Below are 21,805 nucleotides of genomic sequence, written 5' to 3' on the forward strand. Positions count from 1 at the left end.
GTATTTATAAGGGGTTACAATTTTATCGCGCGCAAAATTTTGAAATTTTAGAATATGCCGTTTATGGTATTATTTTTTCTTTTATTGCAGGGTTAATGACCATATCTCTCATGATGCAATGGATGAGCCGATACAATTTTAAATATATTGTTTTATACCGCATTATTTTGGGTTTGTTTATTTTATTCGTTGCACACTTACAAACACCACAAGAAAAAAGTCAGAATTCTCAATGTATTAAAGATACAACCATTTCATTAAATAAATTCTAAATACTATTTTTGGTATAAAATCCACCTGATTTATATCTTTTTATATAATGTGGTACAATTGTTTCTAAAGCTGCTGGATTAATTCCTAAATCTGTTATTTTCAGAAAATTGTCACTCAGAATATTATCATAACGAAGCGACTTAACTTGATCATAAGTCAAGAGAGGGTTAGGTAATTTTTCTAGAAAGAAAGCCTCCAAATAAGCGGCCCAAAACGGTAAAGGTACGATTAAGCGACGACGGTTTATAACTAATAAAACAAATTCGACTAATTCTTTTAATGTATAAATTTTATATCCAGCTAATTCATAAATTTGATCTGATTTTTGGAAAAATAAATCATCTTTTATAATCTTACCTACAGCTTTTGCTATATCATGGACATAAATTGGCTGTAATTTTGTGTGAGCACCCACTAAAGGTAAAATTGGTAAAAACGTTGATAATTTTGCAAATAAATTAAAAAATTTATCCTCGGCTCCAAACACAACACTTGGTCTTAAAATAATGCTTTCAGGAATACCATGTTTTATTATATTTTCTCCTTCCTTCTTGGTTTTTGCATAAGAAGAAAAATTATTATCAATGCCCAAAGCTGAAACGTGAATAATTCTTTTTAAATTATCCTTGAGGGCACTTTTTGCTAGTATCTCTGGAAATTTAACATGGATATTATGAAATGTTTGTTTTTTATTTTCATAAAGTATTCCCAATAAATTAATAACTATATACGAGCCCTGAATAACTGATTCCACAGCCTTTGGATCAAAAATATTACATGAAACAAGATTAATTTGGCCTGGGATACCAAAAGTTCTTAGAAATAAAGCTTTATCTAAATGACGTACAATAACACGAATGGACCAATCTTGCCGGGCTAATTCTTGGATAATATAACGTCCAATGAAACCTGATCCCCCAAAAATTGTAATATTTTTATTCACTTTTTATTTCCTTATTCATTCATATATTACTATTCAAAATAATAATTAAATAGTAAATATTTATTACAGTAATTGCCCAGATGGCGGAATTGGTAGACGCGCAGGTTTCAGGTACCTGTAACCTTAAAGGTTATGTAAGTTCAAATCTTATTCTGGGCACCAGAATATTAAAAGGAAATATTAAATGTCTATAACATTCCATCATGGCGACTTACCTAATGATATTACTTTTGACGGTTCTGTAGCCATTGATACGGAAACTTTAGGATTAAATATAAAACGGGATCGTCTTTGTCTTGTCCAATTATCTGATCATCAAGGAAATTGTCACATTGTACAAATTCCACAATTTGATCCAAGCCAACACCACCGTGCGCCTAATCTTTGCCGTTTGTTAAATGATCCCCATATTTTGAAAATTTTTCATTTTGCCCGTTTTGATATTGCGATGCTTAATTTTTATCTTCACTGCGATTGCAAGCCTGTATATTGTACCAAAATTGCGTCTAAACTTGCCAGAACCTATACAGATCGACATGGTCTTAAAGATCTATGTAGGGATGTTTTGGGTGTGGAAATATCAAAACAGCAACAATCTTCTGATTGGGGACATGAAAATTTGTCCCCTGAACAGCTTAATTATGCCGCCCATGATGTTATTTATCTGCACAAACTTAAAGAACAGTTAGATGATTTGCTTAAACGAGAAAATCGATATCATTTAGTCAAAGCTTGTTTTGATTTCCTACCTACAAGAGCCGCATTGGATATCGCTGGGTGGGCAGAATTAGATATATTTGCCCATTAATTTGTTATATAATTAATAAGGATGGAAGTTAAGAATATATAATTGGTTATATTAAATGTTTGGGAAAACACTCATATTATTTCTTATCGAACTTGGTACAAAAATAAACAATTTTAAACAAAAATTTGTTATTCAAGATCCTGTATTTTTTTTTAGAACTTTAAAAATAGTTTTACCTATTTTTGTTTTATGTGCAGGGGGGCTTTTAATTTGGTGGTCTTATTTTAAAGCCGCAGAACAACGTTTTAGCCTTAATGATAGTAAGCTTGCCCCAAGTGAAATAGATGGCTTAAATATGGTTAATCCCAAATATTCAGGTGTGGATTCTTCGGGGCGGGTATTTACCTTGACCGCGCAGACAGCAAAACAAATTGACCCTGAAACTGGAATTATACATTTAGAAAAACCCACAGGTGATGTCACATTAAAAGATGGCAAATGGTTTTATTTACAAGCAGGATCAGGTAATTTTTCCCATAAAGAAAAATTTTTGGAATTAAATCAAGAGGTACAACTTCATGATAATTCTGGCTTAGAATTTCATACAAAAAGTGCCCATATAGATTTAGAAAATGGAAACGCACGTGGTACCGATTCCATTATTGGGACCGGATCCTTTGGCAACTTAAACGGATCGGGATTTGAAATACAAGATAATGGTAAGAATATTAAATTGCTGGGCAAATCTAATCTTATATTAAATAATAGGCCACAACCTTGATAAAATTATTTCATTTTTATTATCTATCCGCTTTTTTTTATTCTATATGTTTACCACTTTATGCAGGTATAATGGATTTTGGGACGTCAAGCGAAGCAATTTCATTGAATGCAGAAGATGGTATTGAATGGCGTCGTGAAGAAAAAGTTTATATCGCCAAAGGTCATGCATCTGCATCACGGGGGAAATATACAATACAATCTGATATTATTACTGCCCATTATCGTGATAAAAATAACAAAGGTGGGACACAGATTTGGCGTGTTGAAGCCAAAGGAAATGTTAAATTAACAACCGATCAAGAATCAATTGTTGGGGATAATGCCTTTTTTGATTTTGATAAAGGTGTTCTTGTCATAACAGGTAAATCGATTGAAGCAAAAACCAACACCATTACCGTTAGAGCCCATGATCAATTAGAATATTGGAATAAAAGAAATGTTTTAGTTGCTAAAGGAAATGCTGTTGGACAAAGAGAAAACCAAACCATAGAAAGTGATGTTTTAACATTTTATTTTATAAATTCTACCCAAAATACAAAACTTTCCCAAATTGAAGCACTAGGAAATGTTCGAATTAAAACAAAATCAGAAGTGGCTTATTGTGATAAATTTATTTATAATGTATCTTTAGAAACAGCCACTTTAAATGGTAATGTTCGAGTTACCCAAGGCAAAAGTCAAGTTAACGGTGATTATGCCGAAATTAATATGAAAACTGGTGTCAGTAGTATAAGATCAAATCCAGATTCAAAAAATCGTGGCAAAGTTAATAGTTTAATTATACCTAATTAATATTATGTCTTATAATACAAAATCAAAAAATTATTCTAAGCCTGCACATACTATTTCTGCTCCTTCATCAGAAAATTATGATTTTTTATCTAAACAAGATGGATTATGGGCATGGGGTCTTGGCAAAGAGTTTCGTCAAAAACCTATTCTGCGTGACGTCAATATATTTGTAAATCGAGGTGAAGCTGTAGGGTTGCTTGGACCTAATGGTGCTGGTAAAACTACATGTTTTTATACAATTACAGGTTTGATTAAATTAGATCACGGAAAAATTTTTTTAGATGGCCAAGACATTACCGATTTTCCTATGTATAAACGCGCAAGCTTAGGCATAGGATATTTATCCCAAGAAGCATCAATTTTCAGGGGACTTACCGTCGAAGAAAATCTAAAATCCGTTTTAGAATATATAGAACCTGATAAAAACAGCCGTGAAGAAAAATTAGAAAATCTTTTACATGAATTTTCTATTGAATATCTACGTCATAGTCCTGCGATATCTTTATCAGGTGGAGAGAGAAGACGCGTAGAAATTGCACGAGCACTTGCGTCATCGCCTAAATTCATTTTATTAGATGAACCACTAGCTGGAATTGATCCTATTGCTGTCGCAGATATCAGAGATCTTGTTTTTCATCTTAAAGATCGGGGAATTGGTGTTCTTATTACAGATCATAATGTACGCGAAACATTAGATATTGTTGATCGTGCCTATATTCTTTATGGTGGAAAAATTTTACGTGAAGGGACACCAGAAATTATTGTCAATGATCAGATTGTACGCCGTATCTATCTTGGGGAGAATTTTGACCTTTAAAATTTATACTGACTCTAGATTGATCTAAATGGCATTTAGTAAAAAATCTTTATAAAATAAATACTTACGGATCTACCTTGACTCTCTTGATATGAATGCTTATGGTTTGGAATATTTTATTTTATGAACAAAAATTGAACATAATCTAGTTTGTAATTTTGCAGATTTGAAAGAATGTCCTTATGAATTTAACAGTTAAGGGTAAACAAATAGACATCGGGGATGCATTGCGTGAACATGTTCACAGCAATATATCTTCTATCTGTAATAAATATTTTATTGATCCTATCGAAGCTAGTGTTACTTTTTCCCGTGAAGCTTATTTAATTAAAGTACAAATTTCAGTCCATATTGGTAAAGGTATTTTATTACAAGCTGAAGATAATGCTGATCTACCTTATCCTGCATTTGATTTGGCAGTTCAACACCTTATTAAAAGATTACAAAAATACAAAAAAAGGCTAAAAGATCATCAACGCAAATCTGTTGATAGTTTTGCTGTACAACATTATGTATTAGCACCTGAACCAGATTTAGAAGAACACCATGATCAAAATAATATATCTCATCCAACTATCGTTGCAGAAATGGAAACTGATATAGCAACTTTAACCGTGAGCGAAGCCGTTATGCGATTAGATTTAGCGGATCTTAATGCAATGATGTTTAGAAACCGTTCCCACGGGGGATTAAATATGGTTTATCGGCGTCTTGATGGTCATATTGGTTGGATTGACCCCCAAAATAAAGAATTGCTTAATCAAAAATAATCTTTTGAATTATACAAAAAATTTTAACCTTCCTAAGAGAATGATAAATGGAAATCAATCAACTTTTAACACCAGAGCGTATTTTAGTTAATTTACATGCCTCTAATAAAAAGCAACTTTTACAAGAGCTTTCTTCCTATGCATCATCCATTGTTAATATTAATGAAAGAAGCATTTTTGAAACTCTTTTAGAACGGGAAGCATTAGGTACAACAGGGGTAGGACAAGGTATTGCTATACCTCACGGAAAATTTGATTCCTTAAAGCAGCTATATGGTTTTTTTGTTCGTCTAGAAACACCAATTAATTTTGATTCAATTGATAACCAAGATGTTGATTTAATTTTTTTGCTCTTAGCCCCAGAAACCTCTGGTGCTGATCATTTAAAAGCTTTAGCAAAAATTTCAAGGCTTTTACGCAATCAAACGATCTGTGAAAAAATTAGAGCAACGGAAGACATTAATTCTATTTACGGCATTTTTATTCATACACCCGCTAGTCACGCGGCTTAATTTTAGTAATTAATATTGTTTTTACTTTATGAATTATTTTATTTTAATTTTTTCGCTTCTTTATTTTATATGTTTTTCTTCGTTGGGATTTGGGCAAACTAACCCACGAAATATCAATAAAGCTTTTATGATTGGTCAAGATTTAAATAAATCTTGTACTAATTTAGATGCTTCTTCTCAAAATGAATGCACAGGTTATATTCTCGGCGTCATTGATATAACCGAAGGGTTTTCGGTCGTCAGCAATCAATGTATGGGGTTTATGTTACCTAGTAATATTAACATCCAAGAAATAAAGAAATTGGTTCTTATTTGGTATAAAGAACACCCTAGTCATTTAAAAATAGCAGCGGCAGATGGACTTTACGGTGCCCTGTCAAATCGCTATCCATGCCAAAAATTAAACTAGCCAAAGGCTAGTTTAATTAGTGAACACTTAAAGGTTCTAAATTACCCTCGCGAATACCAACCATAGCAGATTCAAATGTAGGGGCGATCCCTATTCTACTGCCATCAGCTGCATGAACAGAATATGCTTGCTTATCATCTACAATAATAGGCCGAATATAAGCAATCCCTTGCATTCCCAATACAGCAAATTCATTTTCAGACATTGTTCTTAATCTTTCACTAATATTCATTTGCTTTACTCCTTTAACTTAAAACAGAGATAAATTTATGATAAAGGTAGTATTTTTATTATTTTTACCCTATTTATCCTGTTTCACCTTTTAAATAGGTATTCTTTAACAATTATCAAGATAACATAATTTTATTACTGAAAAATTAACGGTCTTCAAAAATAATGATTCTTTTCAAACCCCATTCTTATTAAATATATTTTTAATTCTCTATCTAAAGACCAAAATAACTTTATAGAAATGAAGCATAGAATTATTAAAGTTTTATTATATTATTGTGATCCTATGTCATCGTCGCATTCTAAACAAGGTTTAGAAAATTTATCCTTAAGAACAAATCCTTTTTGGTCAAGCACAATAGAGGATGGCCAAGTTGCTATCCAATTATTACCAAATGCGCTTAAGAAAAGGGGATTATCCGGTAAAAATATAGGACTACCACGAAAATATGTTACAATAATACCTTGGGGATTTTCTGTTGCCCATACCAAAGCTTGGTCAACATTATCTATTTTATCCAAATCTTTTTTTAATCTTCCTGGAAAATCAAATTCACCTTCATACTTACCTAATATTGCTAGTTTATGGCCTTGATCCTGCATCATGTGAATATGTTGAGCAATCGGAGAAATATCAAAAAATTTACTAAAACTAAAAGGGAATAAAAATTCTAAACTAAACGTTACAACAAGCAAAACAGGTAACAGAGCTATTTGAATTGTCTGGTGTGTAATATGACGAGGTGACATTTGGGATATAAGATATCCCCCTCCAAGCAAAAATAACCCTGGCAACAAGCTAATACCATCAAGCCAAATAGGTAACCCATCTGGCCCAATAAGTTTTCTCCATACTACATCCAAATGAGCTAAAGGTACTATAGTCAAAAGAAAAAATACAAGCCCAATAAATAAAATAACAGAAGCTGGAATTAATCCATGAAATTCTTTTTGCTCATCACCCTTTTTTTGTAAAAGTAAAGTTTGAAAAAAAACCAAAGGTGCAAGTAAAAAGGCAAAATAATTTATATGTTCTTGAAAAATTAAAGATGAAAATGAAGAGATGAGAAAAAGCCAAGCAAATTTATAACGATAATCAGAAAAAAAATTTTTCCTATTGCGCATGAAAACATCCCAGAGAATTGGCCAAAAGAACCATGGATAAATAATAGCAAGTAATATTAAAATAATCTCATCCCAGGCTTCATACCAAGAAAAGAAATGAATGTGCCAAATCCAAGATAAATCTTGCTTACTAATCCATAAAGGGATAAGCCAAATAAGAATAATATTAAATCCAATACAAAATCCTATAAAACTTTTAAAATACCATGATATTAATTGAGAAATTGATGATTCTTTCAATGATATCAAAGGTAGTAATAATAAGATGATCAACAAACTTATTGTAGATGACAACCCACCAACAAGAAATGCGCAACCCGCGCTTAAACCAAAAAGAACCATATTATAAAAATTTTTATGTAATAATTCTTTTATAAGGCAAATTACAGCTGCTAAATAAAAAAAGAGAATTATAAAATCATATGTAATTAACGTTGAAAAAATGCAAAAAACCGTAGACCCAACAAATATAAGACTAGTTAAATTTACACCCACATAACGATCTGCTTGATTAGAACAAAAATAACTCATTAAACGACCCATCAAAATAATGCTTAAAAAAGCAAAAAATGGGTTAATTAATCGAACCAAAAATTCATATACGCCAAAAATTTTCCACAACCCCATAATAATCCAAAACATTAAGGGAGGTACATTTTGGGGAAGAAAATCTTCTGAAAGCCATTGGTGCCACGCTGTAAACAATATTTTGGTTTCAATAGGAAAAATTACAGGTCTAGCCAATAAAGAACAAACAGCTAAAATCAAACTTATACCATAGGCCCACCATAAAGCTTTTCTTGAATATCCATGATCTAGGGGGAAATAAGATGTATTTAATGATGACATAAGTTTAATAAAATAAGCTATTAGTTGGTTATTAATTTTACCATATAAATAAAAAAATATATCATGTATTTAAACTTTATTATAATGATTTAAAATGTAATTTGATTTCTAATATTTTGGAGAAAAATTTTGTTTACCCATTTAATCAAAAAATCTGCCAAATCTATTCCTCTTATTCCTCTTACTTCAGAAAAATTTCCTTTATGGCTCAAAGAACAACCCAAAGAAACGAAATTATGGATTGAAACACATCAATTTACTTTCAAAGAAAGTCATTATTTAATTATTCCTCATAACAATGGCCATATTAAAGAAGTTATCCTAGGAATTAGTGGTAAAAATGATATATGGTCGTATGGTCACCTACCTTTTTCTCTACCCAAAGCAACATATAGAATTGATGATACTTATGAATCTATTACGCCAGAAAAAGCTACTTTGGGATGGGCTTTAGGTGGCTATTTATTTGAACGGTATAAAAAAAATCATAAAAAACCTGCTCAACTTTTATGGCCAAAAAACTGTGATAGTCATAAAGTTCTTAATCTTGCATCTGCAATATTTTTGGTGCGGGATCTTATCAATACCCCAGCAGAGGATATGGGACCAGCACATATTGCTGAAGAAGCAAAAAAAATCACCCTTCAATATAAAGCAAAGATTTCTGTCATTACAGGGGATGATTTATTAAAGAAAAATTACCCAGCTATTCATGCTGTAGGTAGAGCAAGTGATAGGGCGCCAAGATTAATTGATATAAATTGGGGAAATAGGGGTAAAAAAATAGTTCTTGTAGGTAAAGGTGTATGTTTTGATACAGGTGGTCTTGATATTAAAAGTGCAAGTAATATGCAGCTTATGAAAAAAGATATGGGTGGGGCTGCCCATGTTCTTGCTTTAGCTAGTTTAATTATGGCGCATAAACTTCCTATACAATTAAGAGTTCTAATTCCAACTGTTGATAATAACATTTCTGGTAATGCATATCGTCCTATGGATGTTTTAAATACAAGACATGGATTAACCGTTGAAATAGGGAATACTGATGCAGAAGGTCGGGTTATATTATGTGATGCTTTAAGCGAGGCAAATAAAACCAATCCGGATCTTATTATTGATTGTGCAACATTAACAGGTGCAGCAGGTATTGCGTTGGGCCCTGACCTCCCTGCTTTATTTTGTAATGATGATTTTTGTGCAGAAAATCTTCTAAAAATCTCTGACCGAGAAAATGATCTTTTGTGGAGAATGCCTCTTTATAAACCTTATTTAAAGATGTTAGAAAGCAGGGTTGCTGATATTAATAATTGTAGCGATTCTGGGTTAGCAGGAGCTATTACTGCAGCTCTTTTTTTAGAGAAATTTATTCATCCTAAAACCCCATGGATTCATCTTGATCTAAGAGCATGGAATTTTACCAATAAGCCTGGCAGACCTATTGGAGGTGAAGCTATGGGATTACGTGCCCTTTATAGTTTTATTGAATTTTTTATTAAACATAAAAAATAAGTAAAATTTAATAAAATGCTGATTTAATAAGAGTTTTTGTATAATCCTGACTTGGATTTTGAAAAATACTATCTGCAAGTCCATGTTCAACAATTGAACCATGTTTCATAATAATAACTTTATGGGCTAAAGCTTTGATCACTTTCAAATCGTGACTAATAAGCACATACGCCATATTATAACGAGATTGTAAATCTCTTAAAAGATCTATAACTTGAGCTTGAACTGTCATATCTAAAGCAGATGTGGGTTCATCCAAAATTAATAATTTGGGTTTCAAAATAAGCGCTCTGGCAAGAGCTATTCGTTGTCTCTGCCCACCTGAAAATTCATGAGGATATCTATATCTGGTGAGAGGATCAAGTCCAACTTCTTCCATTGTTTTTACAACTAAATTATCTTCTTCCTTTTTATTTTGAATTAATTGGTGAATATGCAATCCTTCAACAATAATATCTTTAGCAGACATCCGGGGTGATAAAGATCCAAAAGGATCTTGAAAAATAATTTGTATCTCTTTTCTTAAAGCACGTAATTGTTTTTTTTGTAGCTTATCAAGTTCTATACCAGCAAAATCCATATAGCCTATACTTGGAATAAGTCTTAACATAGCTAAACCTAAGGTGGTCTTACCTGAACCTGACTCACCAACAATACCAACAGTTTCACCTTGATTAATATCAAAAGAAATATCATTAACAGCTTTAATATATGATTTTATTCGGCGAAAAATACCATGGCGAATTGGAAACCAAACTTTAATATTTTTTAAAGACGCTAATTTTTTGTTTTCAACTGAAAGGGAAACAGGTGCACCTTTTGGTCTTGAATCTAAAAGTTTTTTTGTATAAGGCATTTGTGGATTAGAAAAAATTTTACTTACTTCATTCTGCTCTACAATCAATCCATGTTGCATAACGCAAACACGATGAGCTATCTTTCGGACAATATTCAAATCATGAGTAATCAACAACAAGGCCATATTAAAATCTTTTTGCAATTTTTTTAATAAATCTAAAATCTGTATCTGAATAGTAACATCAAGTGCACTTGTGGGTTCATCGGCAATAAGAAGTTCAGGATTATTAATCAAAGCCATCGCAATAACCACGCGTTGTCTCTGCCCACCTGAAAGTTCATGAGGATACGCATTTAATCTTTCTTGGGCGTTTTCTATTCCTACGGCATCTAGCAATTCAAGACATTTCTTCCTTGCTTCCCTATAAGAACATTGTTGATGAAGTATAAGAGATTCACTTATCTGCTTTTCAATAGTATGAAGTGGATTAAGAGCTGACATTGGTTCTTGAAAAACCATAGCTATTCTATTACCACGTAAATGACGAAGAATTTTTGGGGGCGCATAAATTAATTCTTGATTTTTAAATCGAATACTTCCCTTAGAATATATAGCAAGCTTTTGGGGTAACAATTGTAAAATCGAAAGGGCTGTTACTGTTTTACCTGATCCTGATTCACCAACTAAGGCAAGAGTTTCTCCCTTTTCAAGAGTAAAAGATACATCTTGGATAATCTTTTTAGTCGCATTAACAAAATTAAATTCAACCGACAAATTTTTAACAGAAAGAACAGAATTATCAGGTGTCATTATATTATCTTTTCATTTAATTAACTTTACGTGGATCAAAAGCGTCACGCACAGCCTCACCAATAAAAATCACAAGACTAAGCATAAAACCAATCACAATAAATCCCGTAATCCCCAACCAAGGAGATTGAAGATTATCTTTGCCCTGTGCCAATAAATCACCTAATGACGCAGATCCAACGGGCATACCTAATCCTAGAAAATCTAAAGCCGTTAATGTTGTAACAGATCCCGCCAAAGTAAAAGGTAAATACGTTAATGTTGAAACCATGGCATTGGGAAGGAGATGTCTAAAAATAATGACAATGTTGCGTACACCTAGGGCTTTTGCTGCCAAAACATATTCAAAATTACGTGCCCGCAAAAATTCGGCACGGACAATACCAATTGGCCATGTCCAACTAAATAACATCATAATAAACAACAATGTCCAAAATCCTGGTTGAATTAAACTTGAAAAAATTAACAAAATATACAGTGTTGGTAATCCACCCCATATTTCTAAAAATCTTTGGAAAAGTAAATCTAACGTACCCCCAAAATATCCTTGGATTGCACCTGCTAAAATACCAATTATTGTTGTTATAAATGTTAACGCAAGGCCAAAGAGTACAGAAATACGAAACCCATAAATTAATCTTGCCAACACATCGCGGGCTTGATCATCCGTTCCCAACCAATTCTGCCAAGAAGGTGGACTTGGTACGGGACCAGGTAAATCTTTTATTACTGTATCATACGCATATGGGATTAAAGACCAAATTATCCAACCTTTATCTTGAATAAGTTTTGTAACATAAGGATCATGATAATCAGCAGATGTTGTGAAATCCCCACCAAAATCAGTTTCTTGATAATCATAAAATATGGGTAAATAAATATGATTGTTATAATAGACTACCAATGGTCTATCATTAGCAATAAATTCTGCAAATAAACTTAAAAAAAGTAGAGTCATGAAAATAACAAATGACCACCAACCTCTTTTATTATGCCTAAAATTTTCTAATCTTCTTTGTGCTAAAGGATTTAAGTAAAAAAAAGTGTTTAAAGAAAAATTAAACATTCTTACTTGCCTAAAGCTTCAAAATTAATTCGGGGATCAACAAGTGTGTAACAAATATCACCCACAATATTTAAAATTAAACCTAACAAAGTAAAAAAATAAAGTGTTCCAAACATAACAGGATAATCACGGTTAATAGCAGCTTCATATCCCAAAAGTCCCAATCCGTTCAAGGAAAAAATAACCTCAATTAAAACAGAACCTGTAAAAAGAACACCGATAAAGGCACCTGGAAATCCAGCGATAACTATTAACATTGCATTTCGAAAAACATGCCCATATAAAACTGTTTTTTCTTTTAATCCTTTTGCTCTTGCCGTCATCACATATTGCATATTAATTTGTTCAATAAATGAATTTTTTGTAAGTAATGTTAATCCTGCAAAAGAATTCACCAATAATGCCGTTAAAGGTAAAGCCAAATGCCAAAAATAATCTAGTATTTTTTCTATCCAATTTAATTCCTGCCAATTATTCGAAACCAAACCCCGCGCAGGAAACCAATTCCAATAACTTCCGCCAGCAAATAAGATGATAAGTAAAACAGCAAAAAGAAAAGCCGGGATAGCACTTCCGACACTAATAATTAAGGATGTCCAAACATCAAACCTTGATCCATCTTTAACAGCTTTCATAATACCCAAAGGAATACTAATTGCATAAATTATTATCATCGTCCAAAGACCCAACGATATTGAAATAGGCATTCGATCTAAAATTAAATCTATAACACGTCGACCTTTGAAAAAACTTTCGCCAAAATCGAACATAACATAATTTTTCATCATGAGAAAAAATCGTTCTAATAAGGGTTTATCAAAACCAAATTGGTGTTCTAATTTTTTTATAAGATCTGGATCCAAGCCTGCGGCACCTCGATAAAGCTTATTATCACTGCCAGATGACATATTGACTTCACCCTGGGTGGTGGCAATACGTTCTGTTGCAGAAACTGCATTTCCTTTTATTTCAGATATAATTTGTTCAATAGGTCCACCAGGCGCAAATTGAACAAGCAGAAAATTAATAAGCATTATACCTAATAAAGTAGGAACAATTAAAATTAATCTTCTAAAAATATAAGGCCACATAAGATTTTATATTATTAGCGTTTTTGGTTACCTAGTTTCTGTCTTTTATCTTGATCAATCCACCAGCTCGATAAATCAAATCCTTGATATTCGGGATTTTTTTCTGGTTTACCAAAAACATTCCAAAAAGCAATTCTATGATAATTTATATACCATTGTGGAATAACATAATAATTCCACAACAATACTCGATCTAGTGCTCTAGTCCTAATAACTAAACTATGTCGATCTGGCGCATCAATAATTGAGTTAACCAAAGCATCAATAACTGGGTTTTTAATACCTATAATATTTCTACTTCCAGAAATATCTGCACTAGCTGATCCCCAAAAATCTCGTTGTTCGTTACCTGGCGACAAAGATTGGGCAAAAGTTTGGACGATCATATCAAAATCAAAATGGTCCATTCTATTTTGATATTGGGCGCTATCTACAGTTCTGACTGTTGCCTTTATACCTAAACGTTCTAAATTTTTAACAAAAGGTTGGCTAATACGTTCAAATAGAGGGTTATCAAGTAAAATTTCAAAAACCATAGGTTGATTTGTTTTTGAATTAATCAATTTATTATCTTTAACAACCCATCCAGCTTGCTTTAAAAGATCTAAGGCTTTTTGGAGTTGATTCCGAATATTACCTGTTCCATCTGTAACTGGCGCTTTATATTCCTGGGTAAACAATTCAGGAGGCAACTGATCCCTAAAAGGATTAAGTATCTTTAATTCTTCTTCATCTGGTAATCCTTGGGAAGCTAATTCGCTATTTGAAAAGAAACTATATGCACGCTCATACTGATTAAAGAAAAGATTTTTATTGCTCCATTCAAAATCAAAAACATATCCCAAGGCTTGACGTACCTTAGGATCTTTAAACAAGTCACGTCGAGTATTAAAAGCATAAGCTTGTAACCCTTGAGGTAATTGATGTTTTATTTTTTCCAATATCACATTACCATTTTTAACTGCTGGAAAATCATAGGCGGTTGCCCATTGTTTGGCACTTGTTTCTAATCGGAAATCATATTGGCCTGATTTAAAGGCTTCAAAAGCAACTGTAGGGTCTAAATAGTAATCATATCGAATTTTGTCCCAATTATTTCTGCCTTTATTAAGAGAAAGGTCTTTACCCCAATAGTCTTTAACACGCTCCAAAATCACAGAACGCCCCATATCATATCCCGTAATTTTATAAGGACCGCTTCCTAAAGGTGGTTCTAATAACACGTCATTAAAAGAACGTCTTTCCCAATAATGTTTAGGCAATATTGGAAGTTCCCCCACAATATAAGCTAATTCTTTATTTTGATCAGTTTTGAAAGTGAATTTTACTTTATGGGAATTTAATGCTTCTGCTGTATCGACATCACGGTAATAGGTTTGATACTGTGGGTGTCCCTTTTCTTTTAGAATATTAAAAGAAAATACAACATCATCAGCTGTAATAGGTTGTTGATCATGCCACTTGGCTTCTGGCCTTAAATTAAAAATAACGGATTTTTTATCAACAGCAACCTGTATGGATTCTGCAATTAAACCATATTCACTGCTTGCATCATCTGCTGTTGAACTCGCCAAGGTTTCATATAATTCACCAACCCCAGCAGCTGGTGACCCTTTCAATATAAAAGGGTTAAAATTATCATAAGTCCCGATTGCTGAAAAATAAATTGTCCCTCCTTTAGGGGCAGAGGGGTTAACATAATCAAGCTGCTTAAAATCTGCTGAATATTTTATACTATCATCTAAAGATAATGCATGAACAGGTGGTAAAAATTTTTCTTCTGTAGCCCCTATTCCAGGAATAGAAAAAAACATACAAACCAAACAACCATAAAACCACTTATTCATTTTTATCTCCTTACGTAATTTTTCAATCCAATTCCTGTATAAAATAATAAAAAGTATTTTCATACTGTGTTGGAAAATTTATCTATTCGTATATTCTAATCATAGAAATAAACCTATATTTCTTAGATATAGAAAATCAAGTCATCTAAATCAGTTAGCAGGGATTATCCAAGATACCAGTTATGCGTAATAGAAACTACTAATGTCTTTTTTAAATGAATCAGAAATTTGTTGGGAACAGATAATTGAAAAAACAATTTATTCATTTTGACCTCCTTATATAATATAAATGTAAATAGCTGACTATTTTCTTACTGGTTATATTTATCTTTCATGTTTTTTCTTTGCTTCTTTTAATGTTTCAATAATTCTATTGATAATGGTTGGGATAAGTAATATACCAATTAACCCTAATAAAATATTGGCCCATAAACCTGTTTCAATTCCTATACCTATCAATAAAGCAATTAATCCAAAAATTGCAGCACGATCACTTTCACCCATTGGGCCATCATGTCGTCTTGAAATATTCATGGTTAAAGCAAGCATTCCTGCCATTTCACTTACAATTGCCAAGATTACTACCACCACCACAAGCCACGCTTTTAAACCTACCAGCAATGAAAATGGTAAAAATAATAAACAGCTTGATAATACATCGCCCAATTCATTAAGAAGTGCACCAAGTCTAGTTTGCATTCCATATTCTCTGGCTAATATACCATCCGTTGTGTTTAAGGCCATACGCACTAATAAAATAAGGGGAACTGCAAGTAAATAATATGTGTGATCATTAGCCAAAAGAACAGCACCCCCACCTAAAGCTGATAAAACAATACCTAGAACAGTAATTTGATTTGGGGTTGCACCAAAAGAAGCTAGGCGACGCACAGTTGGCCGTAATATTTCTTGTAAAAAAGGTTTTAAATGATATAAACTGGGCATTTGATGGTTTAAGCTATCACTTTAAAATAATCCTACGTTAGAACATTAAGTCATTTTTATATTAGAATATTTTATTGCTATAAACCACAACAATATTTACTATTTTATTAGTTTTTGCATTTAAAGACATAATCATATAATCAATTCCGTGGAAATACTTTAAGGATTAAAATATGAGTTGGCTTACAAATTTCGTCAGACCCAAAATTCAAGCTTTGGTCCGTAAAGCAGATGTACCAGAAAATTTATGGATCAAATGTCCAGGATGTGGCCAAATGATTTTCCACAGAGATTTGGAAGCAAATCTCCATGTTTGTCCACAATGCCATCACCATTTACGTATTAATTATCAACAAAGATTATCTTTATTGTTTGACGAAGGTATTTATGAAAAAATTTCTGGACCCAAAACAGAACCTGATCCGTTAAAATTTCGTGATCAAAAACGTTACAGTGACCGCCTTAAAGAGGCACAAGCCAAAACTTCAGAACATGATGCATTAATTATTGCTGAAGGTACTATTGGTGGGCATAGAACCGTTGTTGCTCTTTTTAATTTTTCTTTCATGGCTGGATCTATGGGGGTCGCTGTTGGTGAAGGATTGATTACGGCCGCTTTGCGAGCTATAGAAACTAAATCTGCTTTTTTAACTATACCAGCCTCAGGCGGGGCTAGAATGCAAGAAGGTATTTTATCCTTAATGCAAATGCCACGTTCTGTTATTGCTTTGGATAAAGTTAGAAAAGCTAAACTTCCCTATATTGTTTTACTGACAGATCCCACAACAGGGGGGGTGAGTGCATCTTTTGCTATGCTTGGCGATATAGCAATTGCTGAACCAGGATGTGTTATAGGATTTGCAGGTGCACGAGTTATTGAAGAAACAATACGGGAAAAATTACCTGAAGGATTTCAAAAATCTGAATATCTTTTAGATCATGGCATGATTGATATGGTGGTTCATCGTAAAGATTTACCACAAACTTTAGCAAAAATTCTTAATCATATACATTCTAATACACATACTTAATTATTCATATATGTCCAAGAAAACTTCTTTGATTCTTGAACGACTTCAACTTCTTCATCCTAAACATATTGATTTATCGTTAAATCGTATTCGACGGATTTTAGATACGCTTGGCAATCCTGAAAAATTATTGCCTCCCATTATTCATGTTGCTGGTACCAATGGCAAAGGATCTACAATTTCTTATCTACGTACTATTTTACAAACAGAAGGATATAAAGTTCACACATATATTTCACCCCATTTAATTTCATTTCATGAAAGAATAAATATTTATGGGAACCCAATTGATGATGATTTTCTAATTTCTCTTTTAGAAGAATGTGAAAAGAAAAATGGCCAAGACCCTATTACATTTTTTGAAATTACAACAGCTGCCGCATTTCTTGCTTTTTCTTTAAAGCCAGCTGATTTTATTTTACTTGAAACAGGCTTAGGGGGCAGATTAGATGCAACCAATGTTATTGATAAGCCTATTGTTTCTATTTTAACACCTATTTCTTTTGACCATATGCAATTTTTAGGGAACACAATAGAAAAAATTGCTTGGGAAAAATCAGGTATTATGAAAAAAAATAGCTTTGCTGTTATTGGGCCCCAACTTCCTGCAGCTGAAAATGTATTTTTACAAAAATCGCAAGATTTAAATATTCAAACTGCATTTTATAACAAAGAATGGACTATTAAAAGCACTGGCCAAAAATTTTCTTTTACTTATCTAGATAAAAATTTATCTTTACCTTTCCCATCTTTACAGGGATCTCATCAACAATATAACGCGGGCATGGCTTTAACATGTTGCTATTATCTTAAAAATAATCATTATATATCTTTAAGCGACCAGTCGCTTATTACAGGTATAACAACAACCAAGTGGCCAGGTAGATTACAAAAATTAGAAGGTACTTTAGCTCAAAAATTGCCTTCCCACTTCGAACTTTGGTTAGATGGTGGCCATAATCCCGCAGCTGGTGAAGTTTTAGTTGATTGGGCTAAAAGACAAAAACCTTTTATACCACTTTATCTTATTATGGGTATGCTTACCACTAAAGATGTTGAAGGGTTTCTTAGACCTTTTGTTGATCTTAACCCTAAAATCTATGCTTTAAAAATTGATAGTGATCACGAAAGTTTTACAGCAAAAACATTAACAGAAAAGGCTTTAAAACTTGGTCTTCAATGTGAACCTTGTTCTTCTGTTGATGATGCCTTAAATACAATACAAAATACTTGTCCCGCTTTATCTAAACAGCGAATTTTAATATGTGGATCACTTTATTTAGCAGGATTAATTTTACAAAAAGATCAATTAGCTAATTAGGGAATCAACCCATTCAACAAGCTTGCTTTTTGTTAAAGCACCAACTTTGGTAGAAGCAACCTGTCCATTTTTAAAAATCATCAATGTTGGAATACCTCTAATACCATAATCTTTTGCCGTACGAGGATTATCATCAACATTAAGTTTTGCAATAATAATTTTACCATTCATTGTGGTTGCTAATTCTTCTAAAATAGGCGCTATCATTTTGCATGGGCCACACCACTCTGCCCAAAAATCCACAAGGACAGGTTCTTTGGAATCTAAAACCTTTTGTTTAAAATCATTATCAGAAATTTGTATTGGGTGCATAATTTTTTTCCTTCAAACAGATATACTTTATAAACTTTATTGATACAAAAGGTCAAGGCTTGTAATGATCTAAAATGGTAGGATCAAGTTCCATTAACTTAGGTTTTCTTGTCCATAATAAAAAACTCCGTATTTTTTTATTAGAATAAATTTTTTTAAGAATTTGTACATAAAATGCCACTTGTCTTAAATAAGAATCTTTAACTGTCTTAATTGACAAAGGAACTATGTAATCAGATTTATATTCTAAAACTAATATTTCGTCTTCCAAAACAATTAAACGATCAATAACAGCAATACCTCGTATAATATTATTATGTTTATCTTTAATATTGGCTTTAACGGAAATTTCATTTTGACCCTTTAAATCAAACAACCAATTATATTGTTCATGATGAATAAAATTTAAAACCTCATTTTTAATTTCATTACGTTTTTCTATGGGCCAATGATCACAAAAATTTTTTAAAAACATTTCGCATACTTCATTTCTATGGCCGCGGGGTACATTATTTATATTTTCTAGAAGTTTATGAATAACGATACCTCGTTCAAATTTTTCAATTTTTTCTTTATTATCTAATAAAATTTTCGAATTTTCGAAGTTAATAGTCCTATTATATAAAGATGGAGATAATAAGGGTATTTGATCCTTATCTATTTTATATTCTTCAAAAAACCAATAGGGTAATCCTTCCTTAATTTGATGATCTGGTGTATTTTTAATATTTCTGTCATATTGGGGATAGCTTGATAGCCGCCATATATCATTATCTTTTTCAATTTTTATATGGGTATCTTTATCAAAACTTTGACTAGCTTCCTCAAATCCTTTCTTAATTAAAGAATACCAGCTTTCTTCTGGTAAATTCTTATGATTTTCCCAACCCATTATATATAATCTTTCTTCGGCTCTTGTTAGTGCAACATAAAGGAGCCTTCGATATTCATTCATTGTCATATTTTTTTCTTTTTCACGTAATTGTTTTGTGAAATTTGTTTCAAATTTTAAAGAAGGAACTAAAAACGGTATGGATCCAAGTTCTTCGTTCTCTTCCCAAAAAAGCTTAGTATTTACATAAGGTATATCTGTCGTATCAGGTAAAAAAATAATTGGTGCTTGAAGCCCCTTAGCCCCATGAACTGTCATAAATCGTACATAATTTACATTGTCTTGTTCAAAATCTCTTTTAACTTCAATATCATTTTTAATAAGCCATTGTAAAAAAGATTGAAGAGAAGATCCTTGCTTTTCTTCATAATTAAGAATTAAATTCATAAATTCATCCAGGGCATCTTCTGCTTCTTGACCTAAACGTGATAAAAGTTTTTTTCTACCTTCTAATTTATTTAAGATTTCTGAATAAAATTCATAAGGTGATGCTGCATAAAAAAGATTGAGAATTTTAGTTAAAAATTTATAAACTTCCTTGTAAGGATTTAAATGTTTTTTAGCTTGCAGGGCTTTCCACAAGCTTGATGAACGCCCTTGACCAAGATCAAAAAGTTCTTCTTCAGTTAATCCAACCAATGGACCTTTAAGGACTAAGGCTAAATTAAAATCATCTTCTTCTAATAATACAAATTGCCCTAATGCTATTAAATCCATAATAACTAATTGGTCTGTTAATTTTATACGATCAATACCAGAAACAGGTATATTATAATTTTTTAAAGCTCTAATTAATTCATCCGCAAATCCTGATTGATTTCTTTTACGTACTAGAATTAAAAAATCACCTGGCTGCACATAACGATTACGACATTCTAAAAAATCGCAATTAATCATTTCAGATATTTTTTTTGCTATTTGTTGAGCTACTATAATATGAGCCGGTAATAAATTTTTTGTGTTATCAAGCATTCCATTCCATGGATTTTTTCTTTCTACTTTTTTCTCCTTTTTTACTAGAGGCCAAAGTTCTACCAATCCTGGTCTATTTTTAATGTAAGGTATATGCGTTAAAGCTATATTGTCTAATTTTAGCCCTTTGGATGCCTCTGGATTGGAAAAAATTATATCAATAAATTGTAATAATATAGGAGATGATCTAAAAGACATTTGCAATTCAAGATCATGCCACATAGATTGAGATTGAATTGCTTTATCTTTTAAATAATGATGAATAGCTATAAAATAATCCGGGTTCGCCCCTTGAAATCTGTAAATTGATTGTTTAACATCTCCAACAGAAAAAATTGTTCTTGGGTTAGAATCTGAGTTTTTATTATAAAAAAATTCTTCAACTAAAGATGTAATAATTGCCCATTGTTCCGGCGTTACATCTTGGGCTTCGTCAACCAAAATATGATCTATTCCCCCATCCAATTTGTATAAAATCCAAGGTGCAATATCAGGACGTCTTAATAATTCTAATGATTTATTAATTAAATCATCATAAGTTAAAACAAAATTGGAAGTTTTTAATTTTTCATATGTTTGTAAAATAATCCTCCCCAAATCTAAAAAAGATCGCGTAAAATTCGCAATGTGCCATGCGCGCCATTGATTTAAAAATTTTTGTACTCTTAATGCTTCCTGGTTAAATGTTTCATCTAAAATTGGATAGTTTTCTATAAGATCCGAGGAAAAAGTTTTTTTTAATAATCCATATGAATCTAAAAATATGCCACAGTAAAAATCTAATTGTTCCTTTTTTTCCTCAAAAGATAACTCCATCCAATCCTTAATTTGATTAAACATTTTCTGGTATTTTTTACTTTTTGTTTGTTCTAATAAAATTTCTTGGATAACTTTTAAATTGCTCTTAGAAAAACATGTGTGTCGCATTATCTGGTCTTCAATAGATTGCATAGCTATG

General features: G+C 32.1%; 21 protein-coding genes and 1 tRNA gene. 12 read left to right on the forward strand and 10 right to left on the reverse strand.

Features of this window, described 5'->3' with window-relative positions:
• Window positions 1-272, forward strand: a 272-nt coding sequence (locus K1X44_06380; GenBank protein ID MBX7146917.1) for a hypothetical protein, incomplete at its 5' end; no start/stop codon positions are given.
• Here the strand turns inward: K1X44_06380 and K1X44_06385 are convergent.
• Window positions 269-1,216: a complex I NDUFA9 subunit family protein gene (locus K1X44_06385; protein MBX7146918.1), complete on the reverse strand. Its 948-nt coding sequence runs from the start codon at window positions 1,214-1,216 to the stop codon at window positions 269-271. The genes K1X44_06380 and K1X44_06385 overlap by 4 nt on opposite strands.
• Before the next feature lie 74 nt (window positions 1,217-1,290).
• Here K1X44_06385 and K1X44_06390 point away from each other — a divergent pair.
• From K1X44_06390 to K1X44_06425, 8 genes are all read left to right on the forward strand, one after another.
• Window positions 1,291-1,378: transfer RNA gene (locus tag K1X44_06390), tRNA-Leu, on the forward strand.
• Between the two features lie 22 nt (window positions 1,379-1,400).
• A complete protein-coding gene (locus K1X44_06395; protein ID MBX7146919.1) occupies window positions 1,401-2,024 on the forward strand; it encodes a ribonuclease D in 624 nt (207 codons plus the stop codon).
• Window positions 2,025-2,079: 55 nt separating this feature from the next.
• Window positions 2,080-2,745 (forward strand): LPS export ABC transporter periplasmic protein LptC, encoded by a 666-nt coding sequence (lptC, locus tag K1X44_06400; protein MBX7146920.1) that lies wholly within the window; start codon window positions 2,080-2,082, stop codon window positions 2,743-2,745.
• Between the two features lie 71 nt (window positions 2,746-2,816).
• Complete coding sequence (locus K1X44_06405) at window positions 2,817-3,539, forward strand: hypothetical protein (protein ID MBX7146921.1); 723 nt, start codon at window positions 2,817-2,819, stop codon at window positions 3,537-3,539.
• Between the two features lie 4 nt (window positions 3,540-3,543).
• Window positions 3,544-4,356, forward strand: coding sequence for an LPS export ABC transporter ATP-binding protein (gene lptB / locus K1X44_06410; protein MBX7146922.1), 813 nt, complete (start codon window positions 3,544-3,546; stop codon window positions 4,354-4,356).
• Window positions 4,357-4,538: 182 nt separating this feature from the next.
• The gene (gene raiA / locus K1X44_06415; GenBank protein ID MBX7146923.1) at window positions 4,539-5,126 is read left to right on the forward strand and encodes a ribosome-associated translation inhibitor RaiA; all 588 of its coding nucleotides are present in this window, start codon (window positions 4,539-4,541) and stop codon (window positions 5,124-5,126) included.
• A 47-nt stretch (window positions 5,127-5,173) separates the two neighbouring features.
• Window positions 5,174-5,638, forward strand: a complete 465-nt coding sequence (gene ptsN / locus K1X44_06420; protein MBX7146924.1) for a PTS IIA-like nitrogen regulatory protein PtsN — start codon at window positions 5,174-5,176, stop codon at window positions 5,636-5,638.
• 28 nt (window positions 5,639-5,666) lie between these two features.
• Complete coding sequence (locus tag K1X44_06425; protein MBX7146925.1) at window positions 5,667-6,047, forward strand: hypothetical protein; 381 nt, start codon at window positions 5,667-5,669, stop codon at window positions 6,045-6,047.
• A gap of 16 nt (window positions 6,048-6,063) precedes the next feature.
• Here the strand turns inward: K1X44_06425 and K1X44_06430 are convergent, their stop codons facing one another.
• Together K1X44_06430 and K1X44_06435 are read right to left on the reverse strand one after the other, a co-directional pair.
• On the reverse strand, window positions 6,064-6,279 hold the full coding sequence (locus K1X44_06430) for a DUF1150 domain-containing protein (GenBank protein MBX7146926.1): 216 nt from the start codon (window positions 6,277-6,279) through the stop codon (window positions 6,064-6,066).
• 272 nt (window positions 6,280-6,551) lie between these two features.
• Window positions 6,552-8,252, reverse strand: a complete 1,701-nt coding sequence (locus tag K1X44_06435) for a hypothetical protein (protein MBX7146927.1) — start codon at window positions 8,250-8,252, stop codon at window positions 6,552-6,554.
• Between the two features lie 126 nt (window positions 8,253-8,378).
• Here K1X44_06435 and K1X44_06440 point away from each other — a divergent pair, with 126 nt between their 5' ends.
• A complete protein-coding gene (locus K1X44_06440) occupies window positions 8,379-9,761 on the forward strand; it encodes a leucyl aminopeptidase family protein (GenBank protein MBX7146928.1) in 1,383 nt (460 codons plus the stop codon).
• A 7-nt stretch (window positions 9,762-9,768) separates the two neighbouring features.
• On the opposite strand, the gene K1X44_06445 is transcribed toward K1X44_06440, so the two are convergent.
• The 5 genes from K1X44_06445 to K1X44_06465 form a co-directional block, all read right to left on the reverse strand.
• Window positions 9,769-11,370: an ABC transporter ATP-binding protein gene (locus K1X44_06445; GenBank protein MBX7146929.1), complete on the reverse strand. Its 1,602-nt coding sequence runs from the start codon at window positions 11,368-11,370 to the stop codon at window positions 9,769-9,771.
• A gap of 16 nt (window positions 11,371-11,386) precedes the next feature.
• Window positions 11,387-12,436, reverse strand: coding sequence for an ABC transporter permease (locus tag K1X44_06450; GenBank protein ID MBX7146930.1), 1,050 nt, complete (start codon window positions 12,434-12,436; stop codon window positions 11,387-11,389).
• A gap of 2 nt (window positions 12,437-12,438) precedes the next feature.
• Window positions 12,439-13,527: a microcin C ABC transporter permease YejB gene (gene yejB, locus K1X44_06455; protein MBX7146931.1), complete on the reverse strand. Its 1,089-nt coding sequence runs from the start codon at window positions 13,525-13,527 to the stop codon at window positions 12,439-12,441.
• A 14-nt stretch (window positions 13,528-13,541) separates the two neighbouring features.
• Complete coding sequence (locus K1X44_06460) at window positions 13,542-15,341, reverse strand: extracellular solute-binding protein (protein ID MBX7146932.1); 1,800 nt, start codon at window positions 15,339-15,341, stop codon at window positions 13,542-13,544.
• 357 nt (window positions 15,342-15,698) lie between these two features.
• Window positions 15,699-16,319: a CDP-alcohol phosphatidyltransferase family protein gene (locus tag K1X44_06465; protein MBX7146933.1), complete on the reverse strand. Its 621-nt coding sequence runs from the start codon at window positions 16,317-16,319 to the stop codon at window positions 15,699-15,701.
• A 173-nt stretch (window positions 16,320-16,492) separates the two neighbouring features.
• Here K1X44_06465 and accD point away from each other — a divergent pair, with 173 nt between their 5' ends.
• Window positions 16,493-17,350: an acetyl-CoA carboxylase, carboxyltransferase subunit beta gene (gene accD, locus K1X44_06470; GenBank protein MBX7146934.1), complete on the forward strand. Its 858-nt coding sequence runs from the start codon at window positions 16,493-16,495 to the stop codon at window positions 17,348-17,350.
• A 10-nt stretch (window positions 17,351-17,360) separates the two neighbouring features.
• A complete protein-coding gene (locus tag K1X44_06475) occupies window positions 17,361-18,671 on the forward strand; it encodes a bifunctional folylpolyglutamate synthase/dihydrofolate synthase (protein ID MBX7146935.1) in 1,311 nt (436 codons plus the stop codon).
• On the opposite strand, the gene trxA is transcribed toward K1X44_06475, so the two are convergent.
• Window positions 18,660-18,983, reverse strand: coding sequence for a thioredoxin TrxA (gene trxA, locus K1X44_06480; protein MBX7146936.1), 324 nt, complete (start codon window positions 18,981-18,983; stop codon window positions 18,660-18,662). The two genes, K1X44_06475 and trxA, sit on opposite strands and share 12 nt — an antisense overlap.
• 52 nt (window positions 18,984-19,035) lie before the next feature.
• Window positions 19,036-21,805 (reverse strand): UvrD-helicase domain-containing protein (locus K1X44_06485; GenBank protein MBX7146937.1); only part of this gene is annotated, 2,770 nt, incomplete at its 5' end.

This window comes from Alphaproteobacteria bacterium, from assembly GCA_019695395.1.
GTDB lineage: Bacteria > Pseudomonadota > Alphaproteobacteria > JAEUKQ01 > JAIBAD01 > JAIBAD01.

Excerpts from the sequence above, each read along its gene's own strand:
- K1X44_06430 (MBX7146926.1), bottom strand. The coding sequence starts at position 6,279 with ATGAATATTAGTGAAAGATTAAGAACAATGTCTGAAAATGAATTTGCT.
- K1X44_06425 (MBX7146925.1), top strand. The coding sequence starts at position 5,667 with ATGAATTATTTTATTTTAATTTTTTCGCTTCTTTATTTTATATGTTTT.
- lptB (MBX7146922.1), top strand. The coding sequence starts at position 3,544 with ATGTCTTATAATACAAAATCAAAAAATTATTCTAAGCCTGCACATACT.
- K1X44_06465 (MBX7146933.1), bottom strand. The coding sequence starts at position 16,319 with ATGCCCAGTTTATATCATTTAAAACCTTTTTTACAAGAAATATTACGG.
- raiA (MBX7146923.1), top strand. The coding sequence starts at position 4,539 with ATGAATTTAACAGTTAAGGGTAAACAAATAGACATCGGGGATGCATTG.
- lptC (MBX7146920.1), top strand. The coding sequence starts at position 2,080 with ATGTTTGGGAAAACACTCATATTATTTCTTATCGAACTTGGTACAAAA.
- trxA (MBX7146936.1), bottom strand. The coding sequence starts at position 18,983 with ATGCACCCAATACAAATTTCTGATAATGATTTTAAACAAAAGGTTTTA.
- K1X44_06445 (MBX7146929.1), bottom strand. The coding sequence starts at position 11,370 with ATGACACCTGATAATTCTGTTCTTTCTGTTAAAAATTTGTCGGTTGAA.
- K1X44_06460 (MBX7146932.1), bottom strand. The coding sequence starts at position 15,341 with ATGTTTTTTTCTATTCCTGGAATAGGGGCTACAGAAGAAAAATTTTTA.
- K1X44_06405 (MBX7146921.1), top strand. The coding sequence starts at position 2,817 with ATGGATTTTGGGACGTCAAGCGAAGCAATTTCATTGAATGCAGAAGAT.
- K1X44_06395 (MBX7146919.1), top strand. The coding sequence starts at position 1,401 with ATGTCTATAACATTCCATCATGGCGACTTACCTAATGATATTACTTTT.
- ptsN (MBX7146924.1), top strand. The coding sequence starts at position 5,174 with ATGGAAATCAATCAACTTTTAACACCAGAGCGTATTTTAGTTAATTTA.
- yejB (MBX7146931.1), bottom strand. The coding sequence starts at position 13,527 with ATGTGGCCTTATATTTTTAGAAGATTAATTTTAATTGTTCCTACTTTA.
- K1X44_06475 (MBX7146935.1), top strand. The coding sequence starts at position 17,361 with ATGTCCAAGAAAACTTCTTTGATTCTTGAACGACTTCAACTTCTTCAT.
- K1X44_06450 (MBX7146930.1), bottom strand. The coding sequence starts at position 12,436 with ATGTTTAATTTTTCTTTAAACACTTTTTTTTACTTAAATCCTTTAGCA.
- accD (MBX7146934.1), top strand. The coding sequence starts at position 16,493 with ATGAGTTGGCTTACAAATTTCGTCAGACCCAAAATTCAAGCTTTGGTC.
- K1X44_06435 (MBX7146927.1), bottom strand. The coding sequence starts at position 8,252 with ATGTCATCATTAAATACATCTTATTTCCCCCTAGATCATGGATATTCA.